The sequence below is a fragment of the Mycobacterium sp. RTGN4 genome (assembly GCF_033804635.1).
Classification (GTDB): domain Bacteria; phylum Actinomycetota; class Actinomycetes; order Mycobacteriales; family Mycobacteriaceae; genus Mycobacterium.
Genome location: NZ_JAPZLB010000002.1, coordinates 354234 through 375720 on the forward strand (window position 1 = coordinate 354234; position 21487 = coordinate 375720).

Below are 21487 nucleotides of genomic sequence, written 5' to 3' on the forward strand. Positions count from 1 at the left end.
TCAAGTTTCTCTTTCGGCCTGCGCTCATGGTTTCAGTCATCCAACGCGCGAGGTCAATAGCGAGGACAGCGGCCGGAACGGCTGCAGCCAAGCTCCCTGCTCGGGCAGCGAATCAAGGCCGATTCGCGGTAGCGGCTCTCTGAAGACACCGGGGATGTCCTCGAGGTCGACAAACTCCAAGGTATCCGACGCTAGCGCCCAACTCGCGTGTTCGCGAAATCCGAGAACCTGGACCTGAGTGCCATCCTTCGCGGCGTCCTCGAGCGGAAGCCGGAATGCCTGCCCGTCGGCCGAAGCGACGAAGATGGCGGCCAACCCCTCGGCGCGGCGCAACGCGATGTGCTCGAGCATGTCGCTGTCGACGTCGCTGTCGTCATCGATCTTGGGCTTGGCGAACACCGCGAATCCGACGTTGCGCAGTGCCTCGACCCAGGGCCGCACGACGTCGGCACTGCCCTGCGCAATGTTGGTGAAGACGGTGGCTTCGGGTTCGAGCGAGATCTGGCGCTCATCCGGGGTACGAAGCGCGGCGAGCTCGGCGGTGCGGGCCAGCAGCCAACGTCCCAGTGCGTCGAACCGGGGGCGGTGCGCCGCCGTTGGCCTGCCGCCCAGGATCGAACCAAGCCCCATGTCGAGGTTCGGCGCGTCCCACACCAGCAGCACGCGCTCGGGGACCGGCGTTGCGGCCGCTTCCTCGGGAAGTCCTGGCAGTTGCGACAGGTCCTCGGTGATGCTCATGACCTTCGCTCCCAAAGCAGTTCCGTCACAGCGCTTCCGGCCCGGTGCGCCTTCTCCTCGAACTTCGTCGTCGGACGTTGCACCGACATGGGCAGGTCGGCGTCGTCGAGGGATACGCGGTGCAACAGTGGTTCGGCGTCGCCCACCTCGGCGATCTGCTCGGCGTAATCGGCGTGATCGGTTGCGGCGTGCAGGAGCCCTCCGGGGCGCAGCCGGTCGGCCATCAACGCGACGGTCGCCGGTTGAAGCAGCCTGCGCTTGTGGTGGCGGGCCTTGGGCCACGGGTCGGGGAAGAACACCCGCAAACCCGTCAGCGATTCAGGGACCAGCAGGTGCTCCAGTACGTCGACACCGTCACCACGGATGAACCGCACGTTCGTCAATCCCGCGTGGTCGACGGCACTGAGTAGTTGGCCAAGGCCGCGGCGGTAGACCTCGACGGCGATGACGTCCAGGTGCGGTTCAGCGACCGCCATCGCGAACGTCGACACCCCGGCTCCGCAACCGATCTCCAATACCAGCGGCGCGGACCTTTCGAACCACGTCGCGGTGTCCAGTTCACCGGCAGGCTGACCGTCGCCGTCCCTGGCCTGCATGCCGAGTTCGGGCCAGCGTCGATCCCAGGTCTGCTGTTGAGCATCCGACAGCGTGGAATGCCTGGATCGGAAGCTGGTGACGCGCGGGAAGGGGTGCGCAGGCACATGTGTCCCTTCGCGCTGCGCATGCATCAGTCCATCGTGACTCATCGAGGCCTTCGTACCCGCATCGAGATGCAGATTGATACCCAACAGTTGTCTTTTATTGGTACCCATCCACAGCCCGAAAAACGCCGCTCGGATGGGGCTCATCGAGCTGCGAGCATGGACGTGGGGCGTTGGGGGGTGTGGCGGCGGGATGCCGACGGAATGTGGGGCTGGGCCGACGGCCTTTGTCGAGGCGGTGACACGCTTTGCTGGATCTGCACCTCCGGCCGACCTATCGCAGATCATCTCGAGAATGGGCCACCCGGTACGGGTTGCGGTGTGCGGTCGGGCCGGGGTGGGCCGGGGCACGGTCGAGCAGGCGTTGCGCCGCCGCGGGGTGCACGTCGTGGCGGAGCCCGCGGCTGAGCTTCGCCTGCGGGTGATCGCCGAGGTGCTCAAGCCGGAGGATCGGGCGGCGCTGGCATCGTCGGAAATGCCGACCGTGATAGTGCTCACCAAGGCCGACGTGAGCGCATCGGTGGCCGACGCGTCCACCGTGTCGATGATCGGTCTGCTGGCGACGGTTACCGGGCTGGACGACCAACTGGTGGCTGCGCTGCGCACGTTCGCCGAAGAACCGCCGGACCTGAGCTCGGTCGATGCCTTCATAGACACAGCCCACTCGGTCGATCGCGCGGTGCGGACCCGCCTGCTCGACCGGCTCGACCGCTTCGGCATCGCCAACGCGGTGGCTGCGCTCGCGGCCGGAGCGGAGCCGACCGCCGTCGTCGTACTTCTTCAGCAGCTCAGCAACGTCGACGGTGTCCTTGCTCGGCTTCACGCGGACGCCGCTGCGGTCCGGTATCGACGGGTGCAGCACGCCCTGGCTGAGCTTCGTGCGCTGGCGGCCCGCACCGACGACCAGCGGCTGTGGCGGTTCCTGGCCGCCGATGCGACGGTTGCGGCGGTGATGGCCGCGGCCCTCGAGGTGCTCGAGGCCGACGAGCCGGACACGGATGAGCCCCGCGCGATCCACTGGAGCCGGTACGCCCGCGGCCCCGTCAACGCGCTGCATCGCTCGTGCGCCAACGACGTGGTCAGGGGCATGTTGCGGTGACGGGGTCGCGACAGCTCGTCTTGGTGACGGGACCGCCGCGGTCCGGGGTCACCAGCCTGGTCGCGACGCTTCGCGAGCGGATGCCCGAGCTTGCGCCAGTGGAGGCCACCGAACTGGGTCAGGGCGACGTGCCGACGGCGGTGGTGGTCGTGGTGTCGGGCGTCGCCCCGATGACCGAATCCGACTGCCGCCAAGTCGATGTCGCGACCGGACGGAGCGACGTCGTCATCGGGGTGGTTTCCAAGGTGGACGCCCATCGAGGCTGGCGCGAAGTGCTCGCGGCTTGCGCGCTGAGCTACCGGGCAATGCGGTGGGTAGCCGTCGCGGCGGCGCCCGACATCGGCGCGTCGAATATCGACGGCCTCGTCGAGTCACTGCGCGATACCTCTCGAAAACCCTTGCTCGCCAACGATATCCGTGTCGGACGGCTGCGTGCAGGCCGAACCGCGATGCTCCGCGACCGCAGGCAGGCCAGGTCGGCGCGTGCGTTGATACTGCGGGGTGGCCTACACGAGACGCGCGCAGCGCTGGGCCGGTTCGTCCGCCAGCGTTGCGTGGCCATGCGCACGGACTTTCGGGCCCGCACCGCGGAACTGAGCCGCGGCGACTTCGCACGGTTCGAGGCCGACCTACTCGACGAGGCCGAGACCATGCTCGATGAACTCGAGCAGCAGCTGCTGGCCCGGAGCGACGAGCTGGCTGGGACGCTCGACGTCGCCGCGCCCGCGTACCCGCGCCCCGGAGCTGGACCGCAGCTGCCCGCATCGCCGACAGCGCCCAGGCAAGAGCGTCGCTTGACGATGGTGCTCGGCGCGGGGTTCGGGTTGGGCGTCGCGATGGCGGTGAGTCGCTTGTTGGGCGGGCTGGACCAAGGACTGGCCGTCGCGGCGTTGGTCGGCGGCGCCGCGTCTGGGGTGGGGCTGACGGTGTGGTTGGTGATCACGCGCGCACTGCTGCAGGAGCGCGCTTTGTACGACCGCTGGGTCGGCGAGGTCGTCACGACCTTGCGATGGCATGGGGAGGAGTTGGTCGCCGGCAGGCTGCTCGCTGTGGAGCTTGGCTTCGCGGCCGAGTTGGCGGCCCGTGACGAGGCCGAATCAGCCGATTTGTCCGAGCGTGTGGGCGCCATCGACGCCGAGCTCAGGATGCTTTCGCGGCTCACAGCGGTCGTACAGGAAGATTGAGGCCCAATTTGGGGCTTCTGAATCGGTCCTGTGAGGGATCGGACATACTCCTGATTTACCGCGGGTATGTCACCCACGTTAACCTCTATGTGAGGTATAACCGCGACCGCTAGCAGGAGAATGTGATGACCGCAGCGACCATTCCGGGTCTGGACAGCGCACCGACCAAGCACGAGGGGCTGCTCGCCTGGGTTCGCGAGGTTGCCGAGCTGACGCAGCCGGACCGGGTGGCGTTCGCCGACGGCTCCGAGGAGGAGTACCAGCGGCTGGCCGAGCACCTCGTCGAGGCAGGCACCTTCCAGAAACTGAACCAAAAGAAGCAGCCGAATTCTTACCTGGCGTTGTCGGACCCCTCCGACGTGGCGCGGGTGGAGTCGCGGACCTACATCTGCTCGGAGCGCGAGCTCGATGCGGGCCCGACCAACAACTGGATGGACCCCGCCGAGATGCGGGAGCTCATGACGAACCTCTACCGCGGTTCGATGCGTGGCCGCACCATGTGGGTGGTGCCCTTCTGCATGGGTCCGCTCGGTGCCGACGACCCGAAGCTCGGCGTCGAGATCACTGACTCGGAATACGTCGTCGTGTCGATGCGCACGATGACCCGGATGGGCCAGGCCGCGCTGGACAAGATCGGCGACGACGGCTTCTTCGTCAAGGCGCTGCACTCGATCGGCGCTCCGCTGGAGCCCGGCCAGGCTGACGTACCGTGGCCGTGCAACGACACGAAGTACATCACCCACTTCCCGGAGACCCGCGAGATCTGGAGCTACGGCTCGGGTTACGGCGGCAATGCCCTGTTGGGCAAGAAGTGTTACTCGCTGCGCATCGCCTCGGCGATGGCGCACGACGAGGGCTGGCTCGCCGAGCACATGCTGATCCTCAAGTTGATCTCCCCGGAGAACAAGGCGTACTTCGTGGCCGCGGCATTCCCGTCGGCGTGCGGCAAGACCAACCTCGCCATGCTGCAGCCGACCATCCCTGGCTGGCGCGCCGAGACCGTCGGCGACGACATCGCCTGGATGCGGTTCGGCAAGGACGGCCGGTTGTACGCCGTCAACCCCGAGTTCGGATTCTTCGGCGTTGCGCCGGGTACCAACTGGGACTCCAACCCCAACGCGATGAAGACCATCGCGGGGGGCAACACCGTCTTCACCAACGTCGCGAAGACCGACGACGGCGACGTGTGGTGGGAAGGCCTCGAAGGCGAACCCGATCACCTGATCGACTGGAAGGGCAACGACTGGAACCTGCGGGAGACGGATACCAAGGCAGCGCACCCGAATTCGCGCTACTGCACCCCGATCTCGCAGTGCCCGACGCTCGCCCCCGAGTGGGACGACCCCCAGGGCGTGCCGATCTCGGCGATCCTGTTCGGCGGCCGCCGCAAGACCACCGTTCCGCTGATCACGCAGGCCCGCGACTGGCAGCACGGCGTCTTCATTGGCGCGACGCTCGGCTCCGAGCAGACCGCCGCCGCCGAGGGCAAGGTTGGCACCGTGCGCCGCGACCCGATGGCCATGCTGCCGTTCATCGGCTACAACGTCGGCGACTACATGCAGCACTGGATCGACGTCGGCAAGAACTCTGACGAGTCGAAGATGCCCGCGGTGTTCTTCGTGAACTGGTTCCGCCGCGGCGACGACGGCCGGTTCCTGTGGCCGGGCTTCGGTGAGAACAGCCGCGTGCTGAAGTGGGCGATCGAGCGCATCGAGCACCAGGCCGACGGCAAGTCGACCGCCATCGGCATCGTGCCGACGGCCGCGGATCTCGACCTCGAAGGGCTGGATGTCGACGCGTCGGACGTCGACCTGGCCCTGGCCGTCAACGCCGACGAGTGGCGCAAGGAACTGCCGCTCATCGAGGAGTGGTTCGAGTTCGTCGGCGAGAAACTGCCGACCGGCATCAAGGACGAGTTCGACGCCCTGAAGACCCGGCTGGCCGAGGCCGACTAACTTTCCCCACTCATAAACTAGGTGAGCGCGGCGCGGGCTAGGTCGATCTGTTCGAAGGCGTAGGCAGCCATCTCGGCAGTGGTCATGCCCGCGCCGGTTCGGGCGAGTGTCGCATAGCGCTCGGAGCCGAGAACTTCGCGCAAATGCGTGATCGCCGTGTCGATCTCGGGAAAACTGGCACGGGCGAGGGCTGTTGCGGCAAACCCACTGATGGTGGCCGCCGACTCACGGTAACCGAGCCGGTCGAACAACGCGGTGAGCAGCCCCAACGCACTGCGCATGAGCTCTATGGTGCCGGAATCGTAATAGTGCCGGATCGTTTGGGTTATGTAGCCGAGGGCGTCGGCGAGTTGGCCGTGGCTCACGGAGAGTCCAGTCAGAAGCCCCGAGATGATTGAAGTCTGTTGTCGTTCACCGCTTTTGCTAGCGATCACCAATGCCCGACGGAGTGCTTCGTATGCAGCGTTGGGATCGGACTCTCGGCGAGCCCAGCCATACGCAAGGAGCGCGGCGCCGGTCATACCAGGGTTGTCGGTACCCGCGGCAGCAGCAAGCAGACTCTCTGATGCCTCCATCGCTTCATTTGTGGCACCGGCGGTGGCCAACGCAATTGCCATCACCGCCCGACTGGCCGTGTGAGCGCCCGGACTGCGCACGACGGTAGCTCGACACCACTCGACGGCCCGCTCGGGCCGACCCGTGGTGCTGTAGCCAGCGGCGATCACGCTTGCGAGTTCGTCGCTGACGTCGTCGAAGTTCGACTGCGGCCCTTGGTGACGAGAACGCCGCGCACACTCCGTCTCCGGTGTGTTTGAAAAGCCACCCCGTGTACTTCTCGACCGCGTCGCGTAGCACAGCATCGTGGGCTTCCAACGCAGTTCGCATCGCGTCCGGGTCGGCCTCCCACCGCCGCGTCGACCCCTCGATGTCGGTGAAGAGGAACGTGACGATCCCCGACGGCGCGTTCACCGCGAATCGCCTTCCTCCGACAACGCAGCACGTGTGCGCGCAATCTCGTCCAGAGCGAATTGCGTGATACATGCGTTCGTCATGTTCGCGCCTATCTGAGCCAACGACTCATAGGCCTGGTCTCCGAGCGCGGCTCGAAGATGCGCCGACGTGGTGATGATCTGCGGAAATGAGGTCCGCGCGAACGTGGTGCCTGCGAAGCCCATGAGTGTCGCAGCAGCCTCGTAGTGTCCGGCCTGCTCGAGGTGGGTGGCGAGCACGCCCAGCGGGCTGACCATCTGGGAGTAGGTGCCAGAATCGTGAAAGTTGTTGAGTGCCAGCGTGAGGAAGTCGAGCGTGTCGACTGGACTGCTGTTGGTCGCCGAGAACGCCGACAGGTTGACCGCAATGTATGACTCAGTCATCAGGTTGCCGCTGTCCTGAGCGATCTTCAGACCGCGACAGAGCGCTTCGTAGGCGGCAAGAGGACGGTCACCGTGGCAGGCGTAGCCGTATGCGAGCATGGCGAAGGAGACGGCGGCCGGGTTGTCGGTGGCGTCGGCAGCTGCCATCAGGTCCGCGCAGGCGGCCCTGGCCTCATCGGTCCTCCCGGCGGCGACCAGGGCCATCACCATCGCGCCTCGGTTGAATGTGTTGATGCCGCGCCCCTGCGTAAATCTCTTGCGGCACAGTCGTAGCCACCGGTCGGCCAGCCCGTTCGTGATGTAGGTGCCGCCCAAGGCGGTCGGTTCGATATCGTGAACGCTTCGGTCGAACCTTTCACTGTCCAGAGTCTCCGTCGCCGCTTCGGCGTAGGCGACGGCTTCGGATATCCGACCAGTCCGGTAGCACTCGGATGCCGCCACATACAGCTGTCCCAATCGCGGATGTTGAATGGCGCGTGCGCGTTCGACGAGTTCCTCAGCCCATGTCGACGGCTCGTGCAGTTCCATCCAGCCACCAATGAACGCGCCGTCGACGGCGATTGTGGCCGCTGTGTCGATGTCGTGCTCGTCTGTGGCCCGGCGAAAGGCGATTCGAAGATTGGGCAGTTCCGTGGTCAACCAGGTGTAGGCCTCACGCTGCCGAGGGCCGTCCCAAAGGGCCAATGCCTCTGCCACCCGACCGGCATAGTAATGCGCGTGTGCAGAGCGGGCGGCGTCCGCCTCACCGGCGGTGACGAGTTGTTCTTCGGCGAACTGGCGGATCGTCTCCAAAATTGAGAACCGGGTCTGCTCTGATGATCGGTCAGCGCTGACCAATGATTTGCGCACCAGGGCGTCGAGCAGGTCGAGGGTGGCGAATTCGTCGTCCATGCGGGCCACTGCGCACGCGCCAGCTAAGTCGAATCCGCCGGCGAAGACCGAACAGCTTGCCAGCAAGCCCTTTTCGTCGTCATCAAGCAGATCATGTGACCACTGCACCGTTTGACGCAGCGTCTGGTGGTGCTCGAGTCCGCGCCGTGATCCCACCAGCAATCGGAAGCGGTCATCGAGCCGGTCGCGAACCTCGAGCGCGGTCATCGACACCATTCGCGACGCTGCGAGCTCGATCGCCAGCGGGATCCCGTCAACACGACGGCACACTTCTGCGATGGCCACGGCTTCATCGGTTCCGGTCAGCGAGAGCTCAGGTGCGACGTGGCGGGCCCGCTCGACGAACAGCGTCACTGCGGGCGAGTCGACTCCGGCGCGGGTGTCCAGTGCTGGTACCGGCCAGAGTTGTTCATCGACCAGCCGCAGACCCTCTCGGCTGGTGGCCAGCACGCGTACGGTGTCCCCGCCGCGAAGGATCGTCTCGATCAGGTCGGCCGTCGCGTCGAGAAGGTGTTCGCAATTGTCGAACACCAGTAGGCGCGTGCGACCTTCAAGTGCCGTTGCCACGCTGTCTGCCACACTCATGCCCGGCTGCTGGGTGATGCCCAGCACGCTGGCCACCGCGTCGGGAACTGCCGAAGGGTCGCTAACCGGCGCAAGCTCGATCACCCACACTCCATCGGGAAAGGCATTCACCGCGCTCGCGGCGACCTCCAAAGCCAGCCGCGTCTTGCCTACCCCTCCGACGCCGGTCAGCGTTACCAGGCGATGCGCATGTAATGCAGCTTCGACTTGGACGAGTTCACTTTCGCGCCCAACGAAACTGCTGGTTCGCGGGCGGAGGTTCCCTGGCGTGGGGTCCAACGTCCGTAACGGCGGAAACTCGTCGGACAGTCCATCTGCTCGTACCTGATGCACGTCGACCGGCTGGCTGATGTCCCGTAACCGCCTTTGGCCCAACGCAGTGAGGTCGACGCCGCTCAGCAGTCCCGCCGTCTGGCCGTCGAGCAGGATTTGACCGCCATGGCCGGCCGCCATGACACGGGCGGCGCGGTTGAGCGCCGGGCCGAAATAGTCGCCGCCACGCTGCTCGGCTTCGCCGGTCGCGATGCCCATCCGAACCGGCAATTCCAATGACCGTTGCGCTGCGATGGCCGCATCCACCGCTGCAGGAGGCGAGGCGAAGGCCGCACACACCCCGTCGCCGGTGTGCTTGAACAACCAGCCCCCGTGCTTCTCGACGGCCTCGCGTAGCACCCGATCGTGAGCGTCCAGCGCGGCGTTCATCGCGTCGGCGTCGGCCTCCCACCGCCGGGTGGAACCCTCGATGTCGGTGAACAGGAACGTGACGACGCCCGAGGGCCTGGCCAACGCGCCTGCCTGGACGTTCATGGAGCACCCCCGCACTCACGGGTTCCCCCGGCGGTGTCATGGTATGGCGTGTGAGGGCGCCGCAAGTTGGGATTCGCACTCCTGACGATCTTGTGTTGAGGACCTAGTTGACACCCGTCAAGTAGGGCCGTCGTAAAGTCTGCTCATGCAGATTCGCGACACCGCCGTTGCCACGCCCGACAAGCCCGCCATCATCATGTATCCGTCGGGGACGGTGGTGACGTTCGGCGAGTTGGAGGCCAGGGCCAATCGGCTGGCGCACCTGTTCCGGACGGCCGGCCTCGTCGAGGGCGACGCGGTGGCGATCATCATGGAGAACAACGAACACATGCACGCGGTCATGTGGGCCGCGCGCCGGGCCGGGCTCTACTACGTCCCGATCAACACACACCTGACCGCTGCCGAAGCGGCTTACATCATCGACAACAGCGCCGCGAAGGCCATCGTGGGCTCGGGCGCGTTGCGTGACACGCTCGCCGGACTCGGCGCCGAATTGCCAAAGGGACTGCCCGAGGTGCTGCTGATCGTCGACGGCGAGTTGGATGGCTGGCAACGCTATCCAGAATGCGTTGCCGATCAACCGGATACCCCCATCGCCGACGAGATCGAGGGCGACCTGCTGCAGTACTCGTCGGGTACCACGGGCCGGCCGAAGGGCATCAAGCGCGATTTGCCGCACGTATCGCCCGCCGAATGGCCGGGCATGATGTCCGCGCTCGTCGGGTTCTGGATGCATCCGGAGGCCGTGTACCTGAGCCCCGCGCCGCTGTACCACACCGCGCCCTCGGTGTGGTCGATGCAGACGCAGGCCGGCGGCATCACCACCGTGGTGCTCGAGAAGTTCGACGCCGAAGGCGCGCTGGAGGCCATCCAGAAGCACCGCGTCACCCACGGTCAGTTCGTCCCGGTGATGTTCACTCGAATGCTGAAACTCCCCGAGGCCGTGCGCAATTCGTACGACGTGTCTAGCTTGGAGCGAATCATGCACGCGGCGGCGCCGTGTCCGGTGGAGATCAAGCAGCAGATGATCGACTGGTGGGGACCGATCGTCGACGAGTACTACGCCTCCTCCGAGGCCATAGGCTCCACGCTGATCACGGCCGAGGACTGGCTGAAGCACCCAGGTTCGGTCGGCAAGCCCATGATGGGTGCGCTGCACATCGTCGACGAGGACGGCAACGAACTGCCGGCAGGACAGGCCGGGGAGATCTTCTTCGAAGGCGGCCTCGACTTCGAGTATCTCAACGATGCGGGGAAGACCGCGTCGTCGCGGGACTCGCATGGCTGGAAGACGGTGGGGGACATCGGCTATCTCGACGAGGACGGCTACCTCTACCTCACCGACAGGCGTCACCACATGATCATCTCCGGTGGGGTCAACATCTATCCGCAGGAGGCGGAGAACATGTTGGTCACACATCCGAAGGTGATGGACGCTGCGGTGTTCGGCATTCCCGACGACGAGATGGGCCAGCGTGTGAAGGGCGTCGTGCAGACGGTCGATCCCGCCGACGCCACCGATGAGTTCGCCGAGGAACTGCAAGCTTGGCTACGGGATCGCCTGTCGCACTACAAGTGTCCGCGGACGATCTCGTTCGAGGCCCAACTGCCGCGCACCGACACCGGCAAGCTGTACAAGCAGTCCCTCATAGACAAGTACTCAGCCCCGGTCGGCTGACTCCGATGGGGCAGCGCGACGTCGAACTTTCGGGTGACGTGCTCGTCGGCGTCGAATCACCTTCAGATGCAGCGGCTTTCACGCTCGTCGAGCAAGCCTGCGACGACCGCCGCGCCATCACTGTCCCGTCCGTGTCGGCGGCGCTGGCCGAGCTCGAACGGCGTTGCTCGCGCTGGCCGCAGGCCGCCGCGGTGTGCGACGACGTGCTACGTGCCGTCGACGTCGATGAGCCGGCATTCAGCGGCGTGATCACCGAATCGCTGGCGTACTCGACACTGCAGTCCGGCCCGGAGTTCGCAGCCTGGCTCGCAGAGCGCGGGCCTGCGGTCGTGCCCGATCTCCCGGAGCCCGTCGTCGCCGAGCGCATCGGGGACGTGCTGCACGTCCGGTTCAACCGCCCGCAGCGCCACAACGCGTTCTCCACGGATGCCAGGGCCGCACTGCTCGAGGCGCTCGACGTCGCGCTGCTCGACACGTCGGTGACGGACGTCGTGCTGGGCGGCAATGGGCCTTCCTTTTGTAGCGGTGGGGATCTCGCCGAGTTCGGCACCTTCGCCGATCCGGCGAGCGCGCACCTGGCCCGCACCCGGCACAGCCCGGCGCTGGCGCTCGACGCGCTCACCAGCCGGCTCGGGGATAAGTGCCGGGCCGAGGTGCACGGTCAGGTGCTCGGCAGCGGGCTGGAGATGGCCGCGTTCTGCGGACACGTGACGTGCCGGGCCGACGCAACCCTGGGGCTCCCGGAGTTGGCGCTCGGGCTGATCCCCGGTGCGGGCGGCACGGTCAGCATCACGCGCCGGATAGGGCGTTGGCGTACGGCGTATCTGGTGCTGTCGGGCGCGACCATCGACGGGGCCACCGCGCTGGATTGGGGCCTCGTCGACGAACTCACGTAGTGAGTTGTCGCAGCAGCCTTCCGAGCTCCTCGACGTGGTCCGGCCCGAAGCGGCGGGCCATGGAGCTCTCGTGCTCAGCCGCGATCCCATCGAGCCGCGCCAGCAGGCTCTTGCCGAGTGGCGACAACTGGATGGCGATGCGACGGCGATCGTCCGGGAAGTGTGTCCGGTACAGCAGGGCCGAGGAGGCCAAAGTGTCGAGCGTGCGGGTGAAGGTCGGCTGTGCGATGCCGAGCCGGGCCGCAATGGCGACCATCGGCTCACCCTCATCGGCGGCCAATGCACGCAATATGCGCCACTGGTCGACGGTGGTCGACTCGGCGTCGAAGGCGACCGCCAGTTCGCGGGACAACGTCCGTTGAACGGACGTCAGCAGGTCCATCACGGGAGCAACCGCGACAGTTGGCACCTCGGATCGCGTGACCATGATGCGAGCATAGTGACGAGCTGCATACTTGTCGGTGTGTCGCCGCTTGACGTTGTGCGGCCGTCTCTCGAAGTGCTGGTGGACGGACCCTCGGACGATGTGCTGCGCCTTGGCCTTCTGATCCCGATGTCCGGCCCGTTGGGTCTGACGGCGACGTCTGCGCTCGATGCCGCGTGCCTGGCCGCTATGGAAGTCAACGAGCGCGGTGGCGAACGTGGCCGCCGCGTGGAGCTTGTGCTCGTCGACGCAGGCAGTGATCCTCACCGCGTCGCGGCGGAGTCGAGGTATCTCGCCGACGCTAAGTTGGTCGATGCCTTCGTGGGCCTGCACACCAGCGATGTGCACCGCGCGATCGAAGCCGCGCTCGCGGGACGGACACCGTACATTTTCACGCCGCCACACGAGGGCGGACACCGATCACCGGGCGTCGTGCTCATCGGTGATCCGCCGGCCCGCCAGATTGGCCCGGCATTGACCAACCTGATGTCCCGGCGGCGGCTTCGACAATGGGTGATGATCGGCAGCGACTACATCTGGACGTGGTCGATGCATCGCTTCGCCGCGAAACAGATCGTCGCGGCCGGCGGATCGGTCGTCTCGTCGAGGCTGGTTCCGTTCGGTCTCCATGCCGCCGACGCCGACGAACTCGTCGATCTGCTGTCGCGGCGGCATGCCGACGCGGTCTTGTTGAGCCTGATCGGCAGCGACCTGGCCGTGTTCAACCGCGCGTTTGCCCGCGCTGGTCTAGGCGATCGGGTGGTGCGGCTGTCTGGCTCCCTGGAAGAGAACGGACTGCTGGCCGCCGGCGGGGACGATACCGGCGAGTTGTATTCGGCGATGCGGTCTTTCGCCGGGCAAGCCGACGATCGGCGCCGGGCACTCGCAGAGAACCATCACCGCGCGTTCGGCGATTTCGCCCCAGTGCTCGACGCCTACTCCGAAGGTTGTTACGACGGCGTCCACCTGGCAGTGGCCTTGGCCTCGATCGATGCGCTGGCCGCCGCGCCTGCCCAATCCGCGGCCCGCCACCTGTTGGCGCGTGGCGGCGTCGACTGCTCTGACGCCTGGGCGCACGTTCCTGTCGGAGCACCGCAGCAGCACCGATGTCTGGCTCGGGCCGATGGCCTGGACTTCGCGGTTGTTGCCGATCTGTAAACTATCCATTTGAATACTATTCATTTGGTTGGTTGTGGGTTTAGGCTCGCCTGATGGCTGAGGAATCACTACCGAAGACGGTGCGCGCATCGCAACCGCCCACCACCGGAACGCTTCACCGCGGATTGAGCGTGAAGGGCGTCATCGCCCTTGCGGTCAGCGACATCACCCCGATGGCCTCACTGCTGATCATTGCCCCGGTAGTGCTCGCCGCGTCCGGAACCGGATCGATGTGGGCCTACCTCATCGGCTGCTTCCTCGCGATCAGCGTCGCGCTGTGCATGGGCGAGCTCGGCTCGATGTATCCGGTTGCAGGCGGCCTTTATTCGATCGTGCATCGGGTACTCGGCCGCCCGACGGGATTCCTTGCCCTCGTCGACTACGTCGCCCAGGGAGTGTTTCTGCCGGCGAGCATCGCGTTAGGTGTGGGCACCTACCTGCACGCGTTGAACGACTCGATTCCGGTGAACCTGTCCTCGGCCATCGCGATGGCTGTTGTGACACTGCTGGCGGTGCTGCGCATCCACATCGGCGCCATTCTGGTGGCGATATTCCTCGCCATCGAGGTCACCGTCCTCGTGGTGGTCGCCGTTGCGGGCTTCTCGCACTGGAACCAGCCGCTGAGCATCCTGACGCACCCGGTGAACTTCGACGGCACCACGCTGTCTTCGGTCGGAGCCGGTGCCATCGTCGCCGCGATTGCGATCACGATGTTCTCCGTCAACGGGTTCGACAGCGCCATCAACTTCTCCGAGGAAGCTCGCGGCGGCCCAGCAACCATCGGAAAAGCCGTCGTCATCGCGGCGCTGACAGGCATCGTGCTCGAACTCGTTCCGTTCTTCGGCGGCCTGATGGGCGCGCAGGATCTTGGCCAATATTTGTCCAGCGCAACGCCGCTCACCGATCTGATCAACCAGGTGTGGGGACCGACGTTCAAGAACATCGTCATCATCGGTGCGTTGTTCGCGGTGCTCAACGCCATCCTGGCGATCACGTTGCAGTTCGCCCGGATTCTGTGGTCGAGTGCGCGGGACCGGGCCTGGCCGGACGTGGTCAACTCCGCGCTGGGCCGGGTGCACCCGAAGTTCCAGTCCCCGTGGGTGGCGACGCTCGTGCTCGGTACGGTCGCGACGGCGCTGTGCTTCGCGTCAGATCTAGTCACCACGGTGACGTTCACCGCGGTCCTGATCATCGTGCTCTACGGCCTGATCGCGATTGCCGCCCTGGTCAGCCGGATCCGCGACAAGGACACCGTGCGCCCATCCCGGATGCCGCTGTGGCCGCTGCCCCCGCTGCTGGCACTGGCCGGTGTCATCGTCGCGCTGACCCAACAGACGCCGCATGACATTTGGATCGTCGTCATCCTTTTCGCCGCCGCCGCGGTCTACTACTTCGGCTATCTGCACCGCGCCAAGAACGATCGCTGGGTGCCGCACACCGTCGCCGAGGAAGCACTGTGAGACCGCCCGTTGGCAGGGGGCGCGCCCGGGCACTTGGCTTCCCGGTCGGCCACATGCCGACCGGCCCACTGAACGCCATCACCGACGTCGCCGGTGTGCGCGTCGGTCAGGCCACGGTGTGGCGCGACGACGGTGTCACGGCCAGAACCGGTGCCACCGCGATCTGGCCACACGAAGGCAACCCCTTTCGCGAACGGGTCTACGCGGCGACCAGTGTGTTCAACGGGTACGGGATTCTGACCGGCGACATCGTCATGCAGGAATGGGGCCTGATCGGGGCGCCAATCGTCTTGTGCGACACGGCGAATCTGGGTGTCGCGTACCAGGCCAGCGTTCGATACATGTCGGATCTCGACGAGGTGGTGGGAACCGACGACGTGCTCATGCCCGTGGTGGCCGAATGTGACGACGGATTTCTCAACGACAACCGCGCCGTCACCCTTACCGAGCCGGATGTGCGCGCCGCGCTGGATGGCGCGAACACCGGCCCAGTGGCCGAAGGTGTGGTGGGAGCCGGCACCGGCACGCAGATGTTCGACTTCAAGGGCGGGATCGGCACCGCGTCGCGCGTCATCGAAATCGGTTCGCGCACATACACCATCGGGGTGCTGCTCAACACCAACTACGGCACCCGGCCGCAGCTGCAGATCGCCGGTCACCCACTGGGCCGCCAAATGGTCGAGAACATGCCGGTGCACCACAAGGAAGGATCGTGTATCGCGGTCGTCGCGACGGACCTACCGCTGCACCCGAATCAGTTGCGGCGGTTGGCCCGCCGCGTCGACATCGGGCTGGGGCGTACGGGCAGTGTCGGCAATGACGGTTCGGGGGAGATATTCCTCGCCTTCTCCACCGCGCACCGTATTCCCCGCGAGGCCCCGGACGGGCTGCTGCCGATAGAGGTGCTTGTGGAGGGCCAGTTCTGGACGCAGGGCTCACCTTTCGACCTGATCTTCGACGCTGTCGCGGAAGCGTCCGAGGAGGCCGCGCTCAACGCGCTGTGCCAGGCGGACACCGTGCACGGGCGCGACGGTCACGTGTTGTCAGGCTTTCCGATCGAGCAGGCGCTCGCCCGGATGAAGTGAGCTGCAGTCGCGGGGTTACCGAGCCCGACGCAGCGTGACCCGGTAGGTGTACTGCTCCGGCAGGAAGTGGCTGACGGCCAACTCGACGGGCATGCCGCTGGCATCTGAGTACAACCGGTCCACTCGCAGCATCGGATGGCCGGGCTCGCAGCCGACCGCCGCGGCCACCTCGTCGTCCGCCGGAGATACCGTAATCGATTGCGCTGCTTCGGCTATCGGCGCGTCCAGACGCGGCTCGGTGAGGCCGATGATGGTGGTGGTGCTCACCGCTCCGTCGGCCAGCTCGGGGGCACCGAGCACGGTTCTGGCCACCGACTCGGGCAGGTGTACCCGCGTCATCACGAACGGCACACCGTCATGCAGGCGACGGAACGCCACGGTGTACACGACGTCGTCGTCCAATCTCAATCGGCTGGCCACCTCGACGTCGACCCGGCGCCGAAGCCCGGCGAGCACCTCCATCGTGGTGTCGTCGGACAGGCTCATCAGATCCTCGATGGAACCGAGCTGCCGAAGGTACCGGTGTCCAGCGAGGTCGCGGGCGTACGTCCCGCGGCCCGGCACCCGATACACCGCGCCCTCGGCGACCAGATCTTGAAAGGCCCGTCGCACCGTCTGCCGGGACACCCCGTGTCGCGCCACCAACTCCGATTCGGTGGGTAGCCGCGCGCCGTCACGATACTCACCGGCCGCGAGCTCGGCTCGAAGCTGTTGGCGCAATGCCTGATACGCGGGTGCCGGCTTGGTCATCAGAGCCCGCCGCGGGCCACCAACTGAGCGGCGATGACGTTGCGCTGGATCTCGTTGGTGCCCTCCCCGACGATCATCAGCGGCGCGTCGCGGAAGTAGCGTTCGACGTCGTACTCGGTCGAGTAGCCGTAGCCGCCGTGGATGCGCACCGCGTTCAGCGCGATCTCCATCGCGACCTCCGACGCGAACAGCTTGGCCATGCCCGCTTCCATGTCGGCGCGTTCGCCGTCGTCGTAGCGTTCGGCGGCGTGCAAGGTCAGCTGGCGGGCGGCCGTCAGCTTGGTGGCCATGTCAGCGAGGTAGTGACCGACGGCCTGGTGCTTCCAGATCGGCTGGCCGAAGCTCTCGCGCTGCTGGGCGTAGCTGAGCGCGTCCTCGAGCGCTGCGGTGGCCACACCGAGTGCTCGCGAGGCGACCTGGATGCGACCAGTTTCGAGCCCCTTCATCATCTGACCGAACCCCTTGCCGGGTACACCGCCGAGGATGGCCGACGCGGGAATGCGGTAGTCGGAGAAGGCGAGTTCGCACGATTCGACGCCCTTGTAGCCCAGTTTGGGTAGATCGCGCGACACCGTCAGGCCCTCGCCGTGCTCCGCAAGCACCACCGAGATGCCGCGGTGCTTCGGTTCGGCGTTGGGATCGGTCTTGCACAGCAACGCGATCAGGCCCGAGCGCCTGGCGTTGGAGATCCACGTCTTGGCGCCGTTGATGACGAGTTCGTCGTCCTCGGCCCGCGCGACCGTGGACATGTTCTGGAGGTCTGACCCGCCACTGGGCTCGGTCAGCGCCATGGTGGCGCGCAGCTCGCCGGTGGCCATCGCGGGTAGGTACCGCTGCTTTTGATCCTCGGTTCCGAACAACGTCAACAGCTTCGCGACGACGGTGTGCCCGCCCATCGCGCCGGCCAGGCTCATCCAGCCGCGGGCCAGTTCCTGTGTGACCAGCACGTAGCAATGCGTGGACACCGGGGAGCCGCCGTACTCCTCTGGCACCGCAAGCCCGAAGATGCCGATGCGCTTCATCTGTTCGATCCACGCCTCGGGGTAGGTGTTGGCGTGCTCGACGTCGCGGACCGTGGGCTTCACGTCACGGTTGATGAAGTCCCGTACGGTCGCCACCAGCATGAGTTCTTCGTCGGAGAGTTTCATATGTACGGCCATATTGACATTTTTGTGGCCAAACTGCCAGCATGTGACGCTGTGACTTTGTACGGCCAAATTCCGGGCGGCCCATACTTCGACGACCTACGAGTGGGCCAGGTCTTCGACTGGGCACCCGCCATGACGCTGACGAGCGGCGCGGCCGCGGTACACCAATCCATCGTCGGCGACCGGATGAGGCTGCCGCTGGACGCCGACCTGAGCCGGCTGGTAACGGGTTCGCCCGCCGCGCTCGCGCATCCGGCGCTGGTGTGCGACGTCGCCATCGGCCAGTCAACGCTTGCCACGCAACGGGTCAAGGCCAACCTGTTCTACCGCGGGCTGTGGTTCCACCGCTTCCCGTTGCTCGGCGACACGCTGCGGACCACGACGGAAGTGGTTGGCCTGAAGCAGAATTCGACCAAGCCGGGCCGGGCTCGTACCGGGCTGGCGGCGTTGCGCATGACCACGGTGGACCAGGACGGTCGACTGGTGCTGGACTTTCACCGGTGCGCCATGCTGCCGTTGCGCGAGGGCGCCGCCGACACCGACTACCAGGACGACCTGTCGACCATCGGCACCGACCTGCCCGCCCCTTCGGACCCCACGCAGTACTGGGATGCCGATGCCTTCCGCGCGCACGTGCCGGGACCGCACTTCGACGCCGAGCTGAAAGGCACGGTCATTCCGACCACGGCCGACGTGGTCAGCAGTGCGCCCGAGCTCGCCAGGCTGACGCTCAACATCGCTGCCACCCATCATGATTCACGGGTCGGAGGGCAGCGCCTTGTGTACGGCGGACATACCATCGCGCTGGCGCTGGCACAGGCGACGCGGGCGCTGCCCAACCTCGTCACTGTGCTGGGCTGGGAATCGTGCGACCACACCGGGCCGGTGCACGAGGGCGACACGCTCTACAGCGAGGTGCACGTCGAGGCGGCCGCCCCGCTGGAGGGTGGACGTGGAGGGGTGCTGCGGCTGAGGTCGCTGGTGTACGAGGCCGGTGACGACCGTCAGGTTCTGGACTGGCGATTCTCCGCCCTGCAGTTCTGAAGAGGCCACAATGGGGGCCGTGGACACCGCGATGCAGGACTGGGGTGCAGGCGGCCTGGCCTACCTGACCGGTCAGCCGTCGGGGGCGCCCGACTTCTCGCGCGCGGCCGTGCTCGGACAGGCGCGCCGGGTCGCCGACTCGTACCGCGTGCACACCGGAGTCCGCGTGGACGCGGCTGTGCTGCTCGCGGGCCGCGCAGGAATGTTGGGCTTGGCCCGCAACGGGCGGACCTCGGCCGGCGGAGCAAGCAGGTTGCTGCGTTGCCGCGACGGCTGGTGCGCGCTGACCCTGTCGAGACCTGACGACGTGGCCGCGGTGCCCGCCATGGTGGAGGCTGAAGAGCCGCAGGCTGACCCGTGGTCCGCGGTCGAAAGTTGGGCGGCCGGACGGTCCGCCGTCGAGGTGGTCGAACGCGCCCGCCTGCTCGACCTTCCGGCGGCGGTGCTCGGCGAGCGTCGCTGCGCCGCGGTGGTGGAAGGGCAGGCTGGGCCAGCGGACGCACCACGCCACCCCTCGGGACTGCTGGTGGTGGACATGTCCGCGATGTGGGCCGGACCGTTGTGTGGGCAACTTCTGGCGCAGGCAGGCGCCACGGTGGTCAAGATCGAAAGCCCGAAGCGCCCCGACGGCACCCGCGCAGGCCCACAAGCGTTCTTCGATTGGATGAATGCCGGAAAACTCTCCTACGCAGTCGATTTCGATGACGTCGAACGCCTGAGCGCGCTACTCGAGGTGGCCGACGTCGTCATCGAATCGTCTCGCCCGGCGGCCTTGCGGCGCCGCGGCCTCGGCTACGACGGCGTCGTCCCACGGCCCGGCCGGGTATGGCTGCGGATCACGGGTCACGGCGCCGATGGCGAGCAGGCCAACTGGGTGGGCTTCGGCGACGACGCCGCGGTCGCCGGCGGTCTGGTCGGTACGGACGGGGTTGGCCCGGTGTTCTGCGCCGACGCCGTCGCAGATCCGTTGACGGGCCTCCAATCCGCCCTTGCGGTGACCGACGCGCTGGCCCGCGGTGGTGGCGTCGTCGTCGACGTCGCGATGGCGGGCGTGGCGGCCAGCTATGCGGAACTGCCGCGAGCGCCATCCGAAAGTGGCTGTGCTGCAATGCCGCCGCCGCTACCGATCGTCGCAGGGGCGGCGGCCCGCCTGGGCGAGCACAATGCCTACGTCGAACGACTGGTCGACGAGCGGAGGCTCGCATCATGTTGATACAGCGTGCGACGCTGCTCGACGGGACCGTGGTCGACATCAGGACGGACCACCACATCCTCGACGTGTCCGACCGCCTTACCCCCGTCAAAGGCGAGCGGGTGCTCGATGCGGCCCACGGCACCGTCATCCCCGGACTGCACGACCACCACGTCCACTTGCATTCCGCGGCTGCGGCTTTGACGTCGGTACCCGTCGGACCACGGGAGGTCGGCGATCGAGCCGCGCTGCGCCGGGTGCTCGCCGCTGCTCATGTGGGTGACGACGGCTGGATACGGGCCGTCGGATATCACGACGCCGTCGCTGGCCCGCTCGACCGCGACGTGCTCGACGAGGTGTCCCCGAACGTCCCTGTTCGCGTGCAGCACCGCAGCGGCGTGCTGTGGACGCTCAACTCGGTCGGGCTAGCCAGGGTTGGCCTGCCCGATCACCCCGACGGGCAGCTGCGCAGCGCCGATCCGCATTGGTCGGATGCGTTGCAGCGCAGGGAAGTCGGCCTTGCCGAGGTCAGCCGTCGGCTCGCGGCTTTTGGGGTCACCGGGGTCACCGACGCCACGCCGGACCTCGGAGTCGCGGACGTCGTCAAGTTCGCCGAAGCTCACCAGCACGGCGAGCTGCTCCAGCGAACGCATTGCCTGGCGCCGGGAAAAGTCATCCTGCACGACGACGACCTCGATCTCGACGGGCTTACCGCATGGATCGCCGCCCGTCACGCCGACGGCGCTCAGGTGGCACTGCACTGCGTGACGGCGGCCCAACTCGTCGTCACCATCGCTGCGCTGCGCGCCGCGGGCGCTCGGCCCGGCGACCGCATCGAACACGCCGCGGTGGTCCCGGCGGACTGCCTGTCCGAACTGGCCGAACTGGGCGTCACGGTGGCGACGCAGCCGAACTTCGTTGCCGAGCGCGGAGATCAGTACCTCACCGACGTGCCCGACCACGAACACGGTGGGCTGTGGCGGGTGGCGTCGCTGCTGTCGGCGGGAGTCCCGGTCATGTTGTCGACTGACTTTCCGTTCGGCGATGCCAATCCGTGGGCGGCGATGCGCGCCGCGGTGCGCCGGACCACACCGTCGGGCGCCGTACTCGGGGCGACCGAACGCATTTCGGCGCTCACCGCGTTGACACTGTTCTTGGGCTCGCCCGCCCAGCCCACACAGGCGCGCAGCGTCTCACCCGGGCAACCGGCTGACCTGTGCGTGCTCGCCGGGCCGCCCGCGACCGTGCTCGGTGAACTCGACGAAGGCATGGTGGCCGCCACCGTCATCGACGGCGATGTCGTGTACGAGCGATAGCGG

Annotated in this window: 18 protein-coding genes and 1 pseudogene; 11 read left to right on the plus strand and 8 right to left on the minus strand. The window is 66.7% G+C overall.

What is annotated here, in order from left to right:
• Positions 1-36 precede the first annotated feature (36 nt).
• Positions 37-738: an NYN domain-containing protein gene (locus SLQ30_RS05655; RefSeq protein ID WP_319447541.1), complete on the minus strand. Its 702-nt coding sequence runs from the start codon at positions 736-738 to the stop codon at positions 37-39.
• Positions 735-1484: a tRNA (guanosine(46)-N7)-methyltransferase TrmB gene (trmB, locus tag SLQ30_RS05660; RefSeq protein WP_413467947.1), complete on the minus strand. Its 750-nt coding sequence runs from the start codon at positions 1482-1484 to the stop codon at positions 735-737. Before trmB ends, SLQ30_RS05655 begins: the two co-directional genes overlap by 4 nt.
• A gap of 250 nt (positions 1485-1734) precedes the next feature.
• On the opposite strand from trmB, the gene SLQ30_RS05665 reads away from it, so the two are divergent.
• From SLQ30_RS05665 to SLQ30_RS05675, 3 genes are all read left to right on the plus strand, one after another.
• Complete coding sequence (locus SLQ30_RS05665; protein WP_319447540.1) at positions 1735-2538, plus strand: hypothetical protein; 804 nt, start codon at positions 1735-1737, stop codon at positions 2536-2538.
• On the plus strand, positions 2535-3722 hold the full coding sequence (locus tag SLQ30_RS05670; protein WP_319447539.1) for a hypothetical protein: 1188 nt from the start codon (positions 2535-2537) through the stop codon (positions 3720-3722). Before SLQ30_RS05665 ends, SLQ30_RS05670 begins: the two co-directional genes overlap by 4 nt.
• 125 nt (positions 3723-3847) lie before the next feature.
• Positions 3848-5677 carry a phosphoenolpyruvate carboxykinase (GTP) gene (locus SLQ30_RS05675; protein WP_319447538.1) on the plus strand — a complete coding sequence of 610 codons (1830 nt, stop codon included), beginning with the start codon at positions 3848-3850 and terminating at the stop codon, positions 5675-5677.
• Between the two features lie 17 nt (positions 5678-5694).
• Here the strand turns inward: SLQ30_RS05675 and SLQ30_RS05680 are convergent, their stop codons facing one another.
• The 3 genes and pseudogenes from SLQ30_RS05680 to SLQ30_RS05685 all read right to left on the minus strand — a co-directional run bounded on the left by SLQ30_RS05680 (position 5695) and on the right by SLQ30_RS05685 (position 9333).
• Complete coding sequence (locus SLQ30_RS05680; RefSeq protein ID WP_319447537.1) at positions 5695-6294, minus strand: hypothetical protein; 600 nt, start codon at positions 6292-6294, stop codon at positions 5695-5697.
• A gap of 139 nt (positions 6295-6433) precedes the next feature.
• A pseudogene (locus SLQ30_RS33095) lies at positions 6434-6646 on the minus strand (adenylate/guanylate cyclase domain-containing protein); the annotation flags it as partial.
• The gene (locus SLQ30_RS05685; protein WP_319447536.1) at positions 6643-9333 is read right to left on the minus strand and encodes an ATP-binding protein; all 2691 of its coding nucleotides are present in this window, start codon (positions 9331-9333) and stop codon (positions 6643-6645) included. The gene SLQ30_RS05685 and the pseudogene SLQ30_RS33095, both read right to left, overlap by 4 nt.
• A gap of 145 nt (positions 9334-9478) precedes the next feature.
• Between SLQ30_RS05685 and fadD4 the strand changes: the two genes are divergently transcribed.
• Positions 9479-11011 carry a fatty-acid--CoA ligase FadD4 gene (gene fadD4 / locus SLQ30_RS05690; protein WP_319447535.1) on the plus strand — a complete coding sequence of 511 codons (1533 nt, stop codon included), beginning with the start codon at positions 9479-9481 and terminating at the stop codon, positions 11009-11011.
• 5 nt (positions 11012-11016) lie between these two features.
• A complete protein-coding gene (locus SLQ30_RS05695) occupies positions 11017-11907 on the plus strand; it encodes an enoyl-CoA hydratase/isomerase family protein (RefSeq protein ID WP_319447534.1) in 891 nt (296 codons plus the stop codon).
• Here SLQ30_RS05695 and SLQ30_RS05700 read toward each other — a convergent pair.
• Positions 11900-12334 (minus strand): MarR family winged helix-turn-helix transcriptional regulator, encoded by a 435-nt coding sequence (locus SLQ30_RS05700; RefSeq protein WP_319447533.1) that lies wholly within the window; start codon positions 12332-12334, stop codon positions 11900-11902. The genes SLQ30_RS05695 and SLQ30_RS05700 overlap by 8 nt on opposite strands.
• A 36-nt stretch (positions 12335-12370) precedes the next feature.
• On the opposite strand from SLQ30_RS05700, the gene SLQ30_RS05705 reads away from it, so the two are divergent.
• Genes SLQ30_RS05705 through SLQ30_RS05715 form a run of 3 tightly spaced genes read left to right on the plus strand, consistent with a single transcriptional unit; the run spans position 12371 to position 16034 of the window.
• Positions 12371-13489 (plus strand): substrate-binding domain-containing protein, encoded by a 1119-nt coding sequence (locus SLQ30_RS05705; protein ID WP_319447532.1) that lies wholly within the window; start codon positions 12371-12373, stop codon positions 13487-13489.
• A gap of 53 nt (positions 13490-13542) precedes the next feature.
• Positions 13543-14949, plus strand: coding sequence for an APC family permease (locus SLQ30_RS05710; protein WP_319447531.1), 1407 nt, complete (start codon positions 13543-13545; stop codon positions 14947-14949).
• On the plus strand, positions 14946-16034 hold the full coding sequence (locus SLQ30_RS05715; protein WP_319447530.1) for a P1 family peptidase: 1089 nt from the start codon (positions 14946-14948) through the stop codon (positions 16032-16034). Before SLQ30_RS05710 ends, SLQ30_RS05715 begins: the two co-directional genes overlap by 4 nt.
• Positions 16035-16049: 15 nt before the next feature.
• On the opposite strand, the gene SLQ30_RS05720 is transcribed toward SLQ30_RS05715, so the two are convergent.
• Positions 16050-16784 (minus strand): GntR family transcriptional regulator, encoded by a 735-nt coding sequence (locus SLQ30_RS05720; protein ID WP_319447529.1) that lies wholly within the window; start codon positions 16782-16784, stop codon positions 16050-16052.
• The gene (locus tag SLQ30_RS05725; RefSeq protein WP_413467936.1) at positions 16784-17932 is read right to left on the minus strand and encodes an acyl-CoA dehydrogenase family protein; all 1149 of its coding nucleotides are present in this window, start codon (positions 17930-17932) and stop codon (positions 16784-16786) included. The genes SLQ30_RS05720 and SLQ30_RS05725 overlap by 1 nt, the downstream gene beginning before the upstream one ends.
• A gap of 51 nt (positions 17933-17983) precedes the next feature.
• Between SLQ30_RS05725 and SLQ30_RS05730 the strand changes: the two genes are divergently transcribed.
• Genes SLQ30_RS05730 through SLQ30_RS05740 form a run of 3 tightly spaced genes read left to right on the plus strand, consistent with a single transcriptional unit; the run spans position 17984 to position 21484 of the window.
• A complete protein-coding gene (locus SLQ30_RS05730; protein ID WP_319447527.1) occupies positions 17984-18976 on the plus strand; it encodes a MaoC family dehydratase in 993 nt (330 codons plus the stop codon).
• A gap of 10 nt (positions 18977-18986) precedes the next feature.
• Complete coding sequence (locus tag SLQ30_RS05735; protein WP_319447526.1) at positions 18987-20189, plus strand: CoA transferase; 1203 nt, start codon at positions 18987-18989, stop codon at positions 20187-20189.
• Positions 20183-21484 (plus strand): amidohydrolase family protein, encoded by a 1302-nt coding sequence (locus tag SLQ30_RS05740; protein WP_319447525.1) that lies wholly within the window; start codon positions 20183-20185, stop codon positions 21482-21484. Before SLQ30_RS05735 ends, SLQ30_RS05740 begins: the two co-directional genes overlap by 7 nt.
• Positions 21485-21487: the final 3 nt, after the last annotated feature.

Bases quoted from the DNA above. Each gene is read 5' to 3' on its own strand.
- SLQ30_RS05655 (WP_319447541.1), bottom strand. From the start codon at position 738: ATGAGCATCACCGAGGACCTGTCGCAACTGCCAGGACTTCCCGAGGAA.
- trmB (WP_413467947.1), bottom strand. From the start codon at position 1,484: ATGAGTCACGATGGACTGATGCATGCGCAGCGCGAAGGGACACATGTG.
- SLQ30_RS05665 (WP_319447540.1), top strand. From the start codon at position 1,735: ATGGGCCACCCGGTACGGGTTGCGGTGTGCGGTCGGGCCGGGGTGGGC.
- SLQ30_RS05675 (WP_319447538.1), top strand. From the start codon at position 3,848: ATGACCGCAGCGACCATTCCGGGTCTGGACAGCGCACCGACCAAGCAC.
- SLQ30_RS05680 (WP_319447537.1), bottom strand. From the start codon at position 6,294: ATGGCAATTGCGTTGGCCACCGCCGGTGCCACAAATGAAGCGATGGAG.
- SLQ30_RS05685 (WP_319447536.1), bottom strand. From the start codon at position 9,333: ATGAACGTCCAGGCAGGCGCGTTGGCCAGGCCCTCGGGCGTCGTCACG.
- fadD4 (WP_319447535.1), top strand. From the start codon at position 9,479: ATGCAGATTCGCGACACCGCCGTTGCCACGCCCGACAAGCCCGCCATC.
- SLQ30_RS05695 (WP_319447534.1), top strand. From the start codon at position 11,017: ATGGGGCAGCGCGACGTCGAACTTTCGGGTGACGTGCTCGTCGGCGTC.
- SLQ30_RS05700 (WP_319447533.1), bottom strand. From the start codon at position 12,334: ATGGTCACGCGATCCGAGGTGCCAACTGTCGCGGTTGCTCCCGTGATG.
- SLQ30_RS05710 (WP_319447531.1), top strand. From the start codon at position 13,543: ATGGCTGAGGAATCACTACCGAAGACGGTGCGCGCATCGCAACCGCCC.
- SLQ30_RS05720 (WP_319447529.1), bottom strand. From the start codon at position 16,784: ATGACCAAGCCGGCACCCGCGTATCAGGCATTGCGCCAACAGCTTCGA.
- SLQ30_RS05725 (WP_413467936.1), bottom strand. From the start codon at position 17,932: ATGAAACTCTCCGACGAAGAACTCATGCTGGTGGCGACCGTACGGGAC.
- SLQ30_RS05735 (WP_319447526.1), top strand. From the start codon at position 18,987: ATGGGGGCCGTGGACACCGCGATGCAGGACTGGGGTGCAGGCGGCCTG.
- SLQ30_RS05740 (WP_319447525.1), top strand. From the start codon at position 20,183: ATGTTGATACAGCGTGCGACGCTGCTCGACGGGACCGTGGTCGACATC.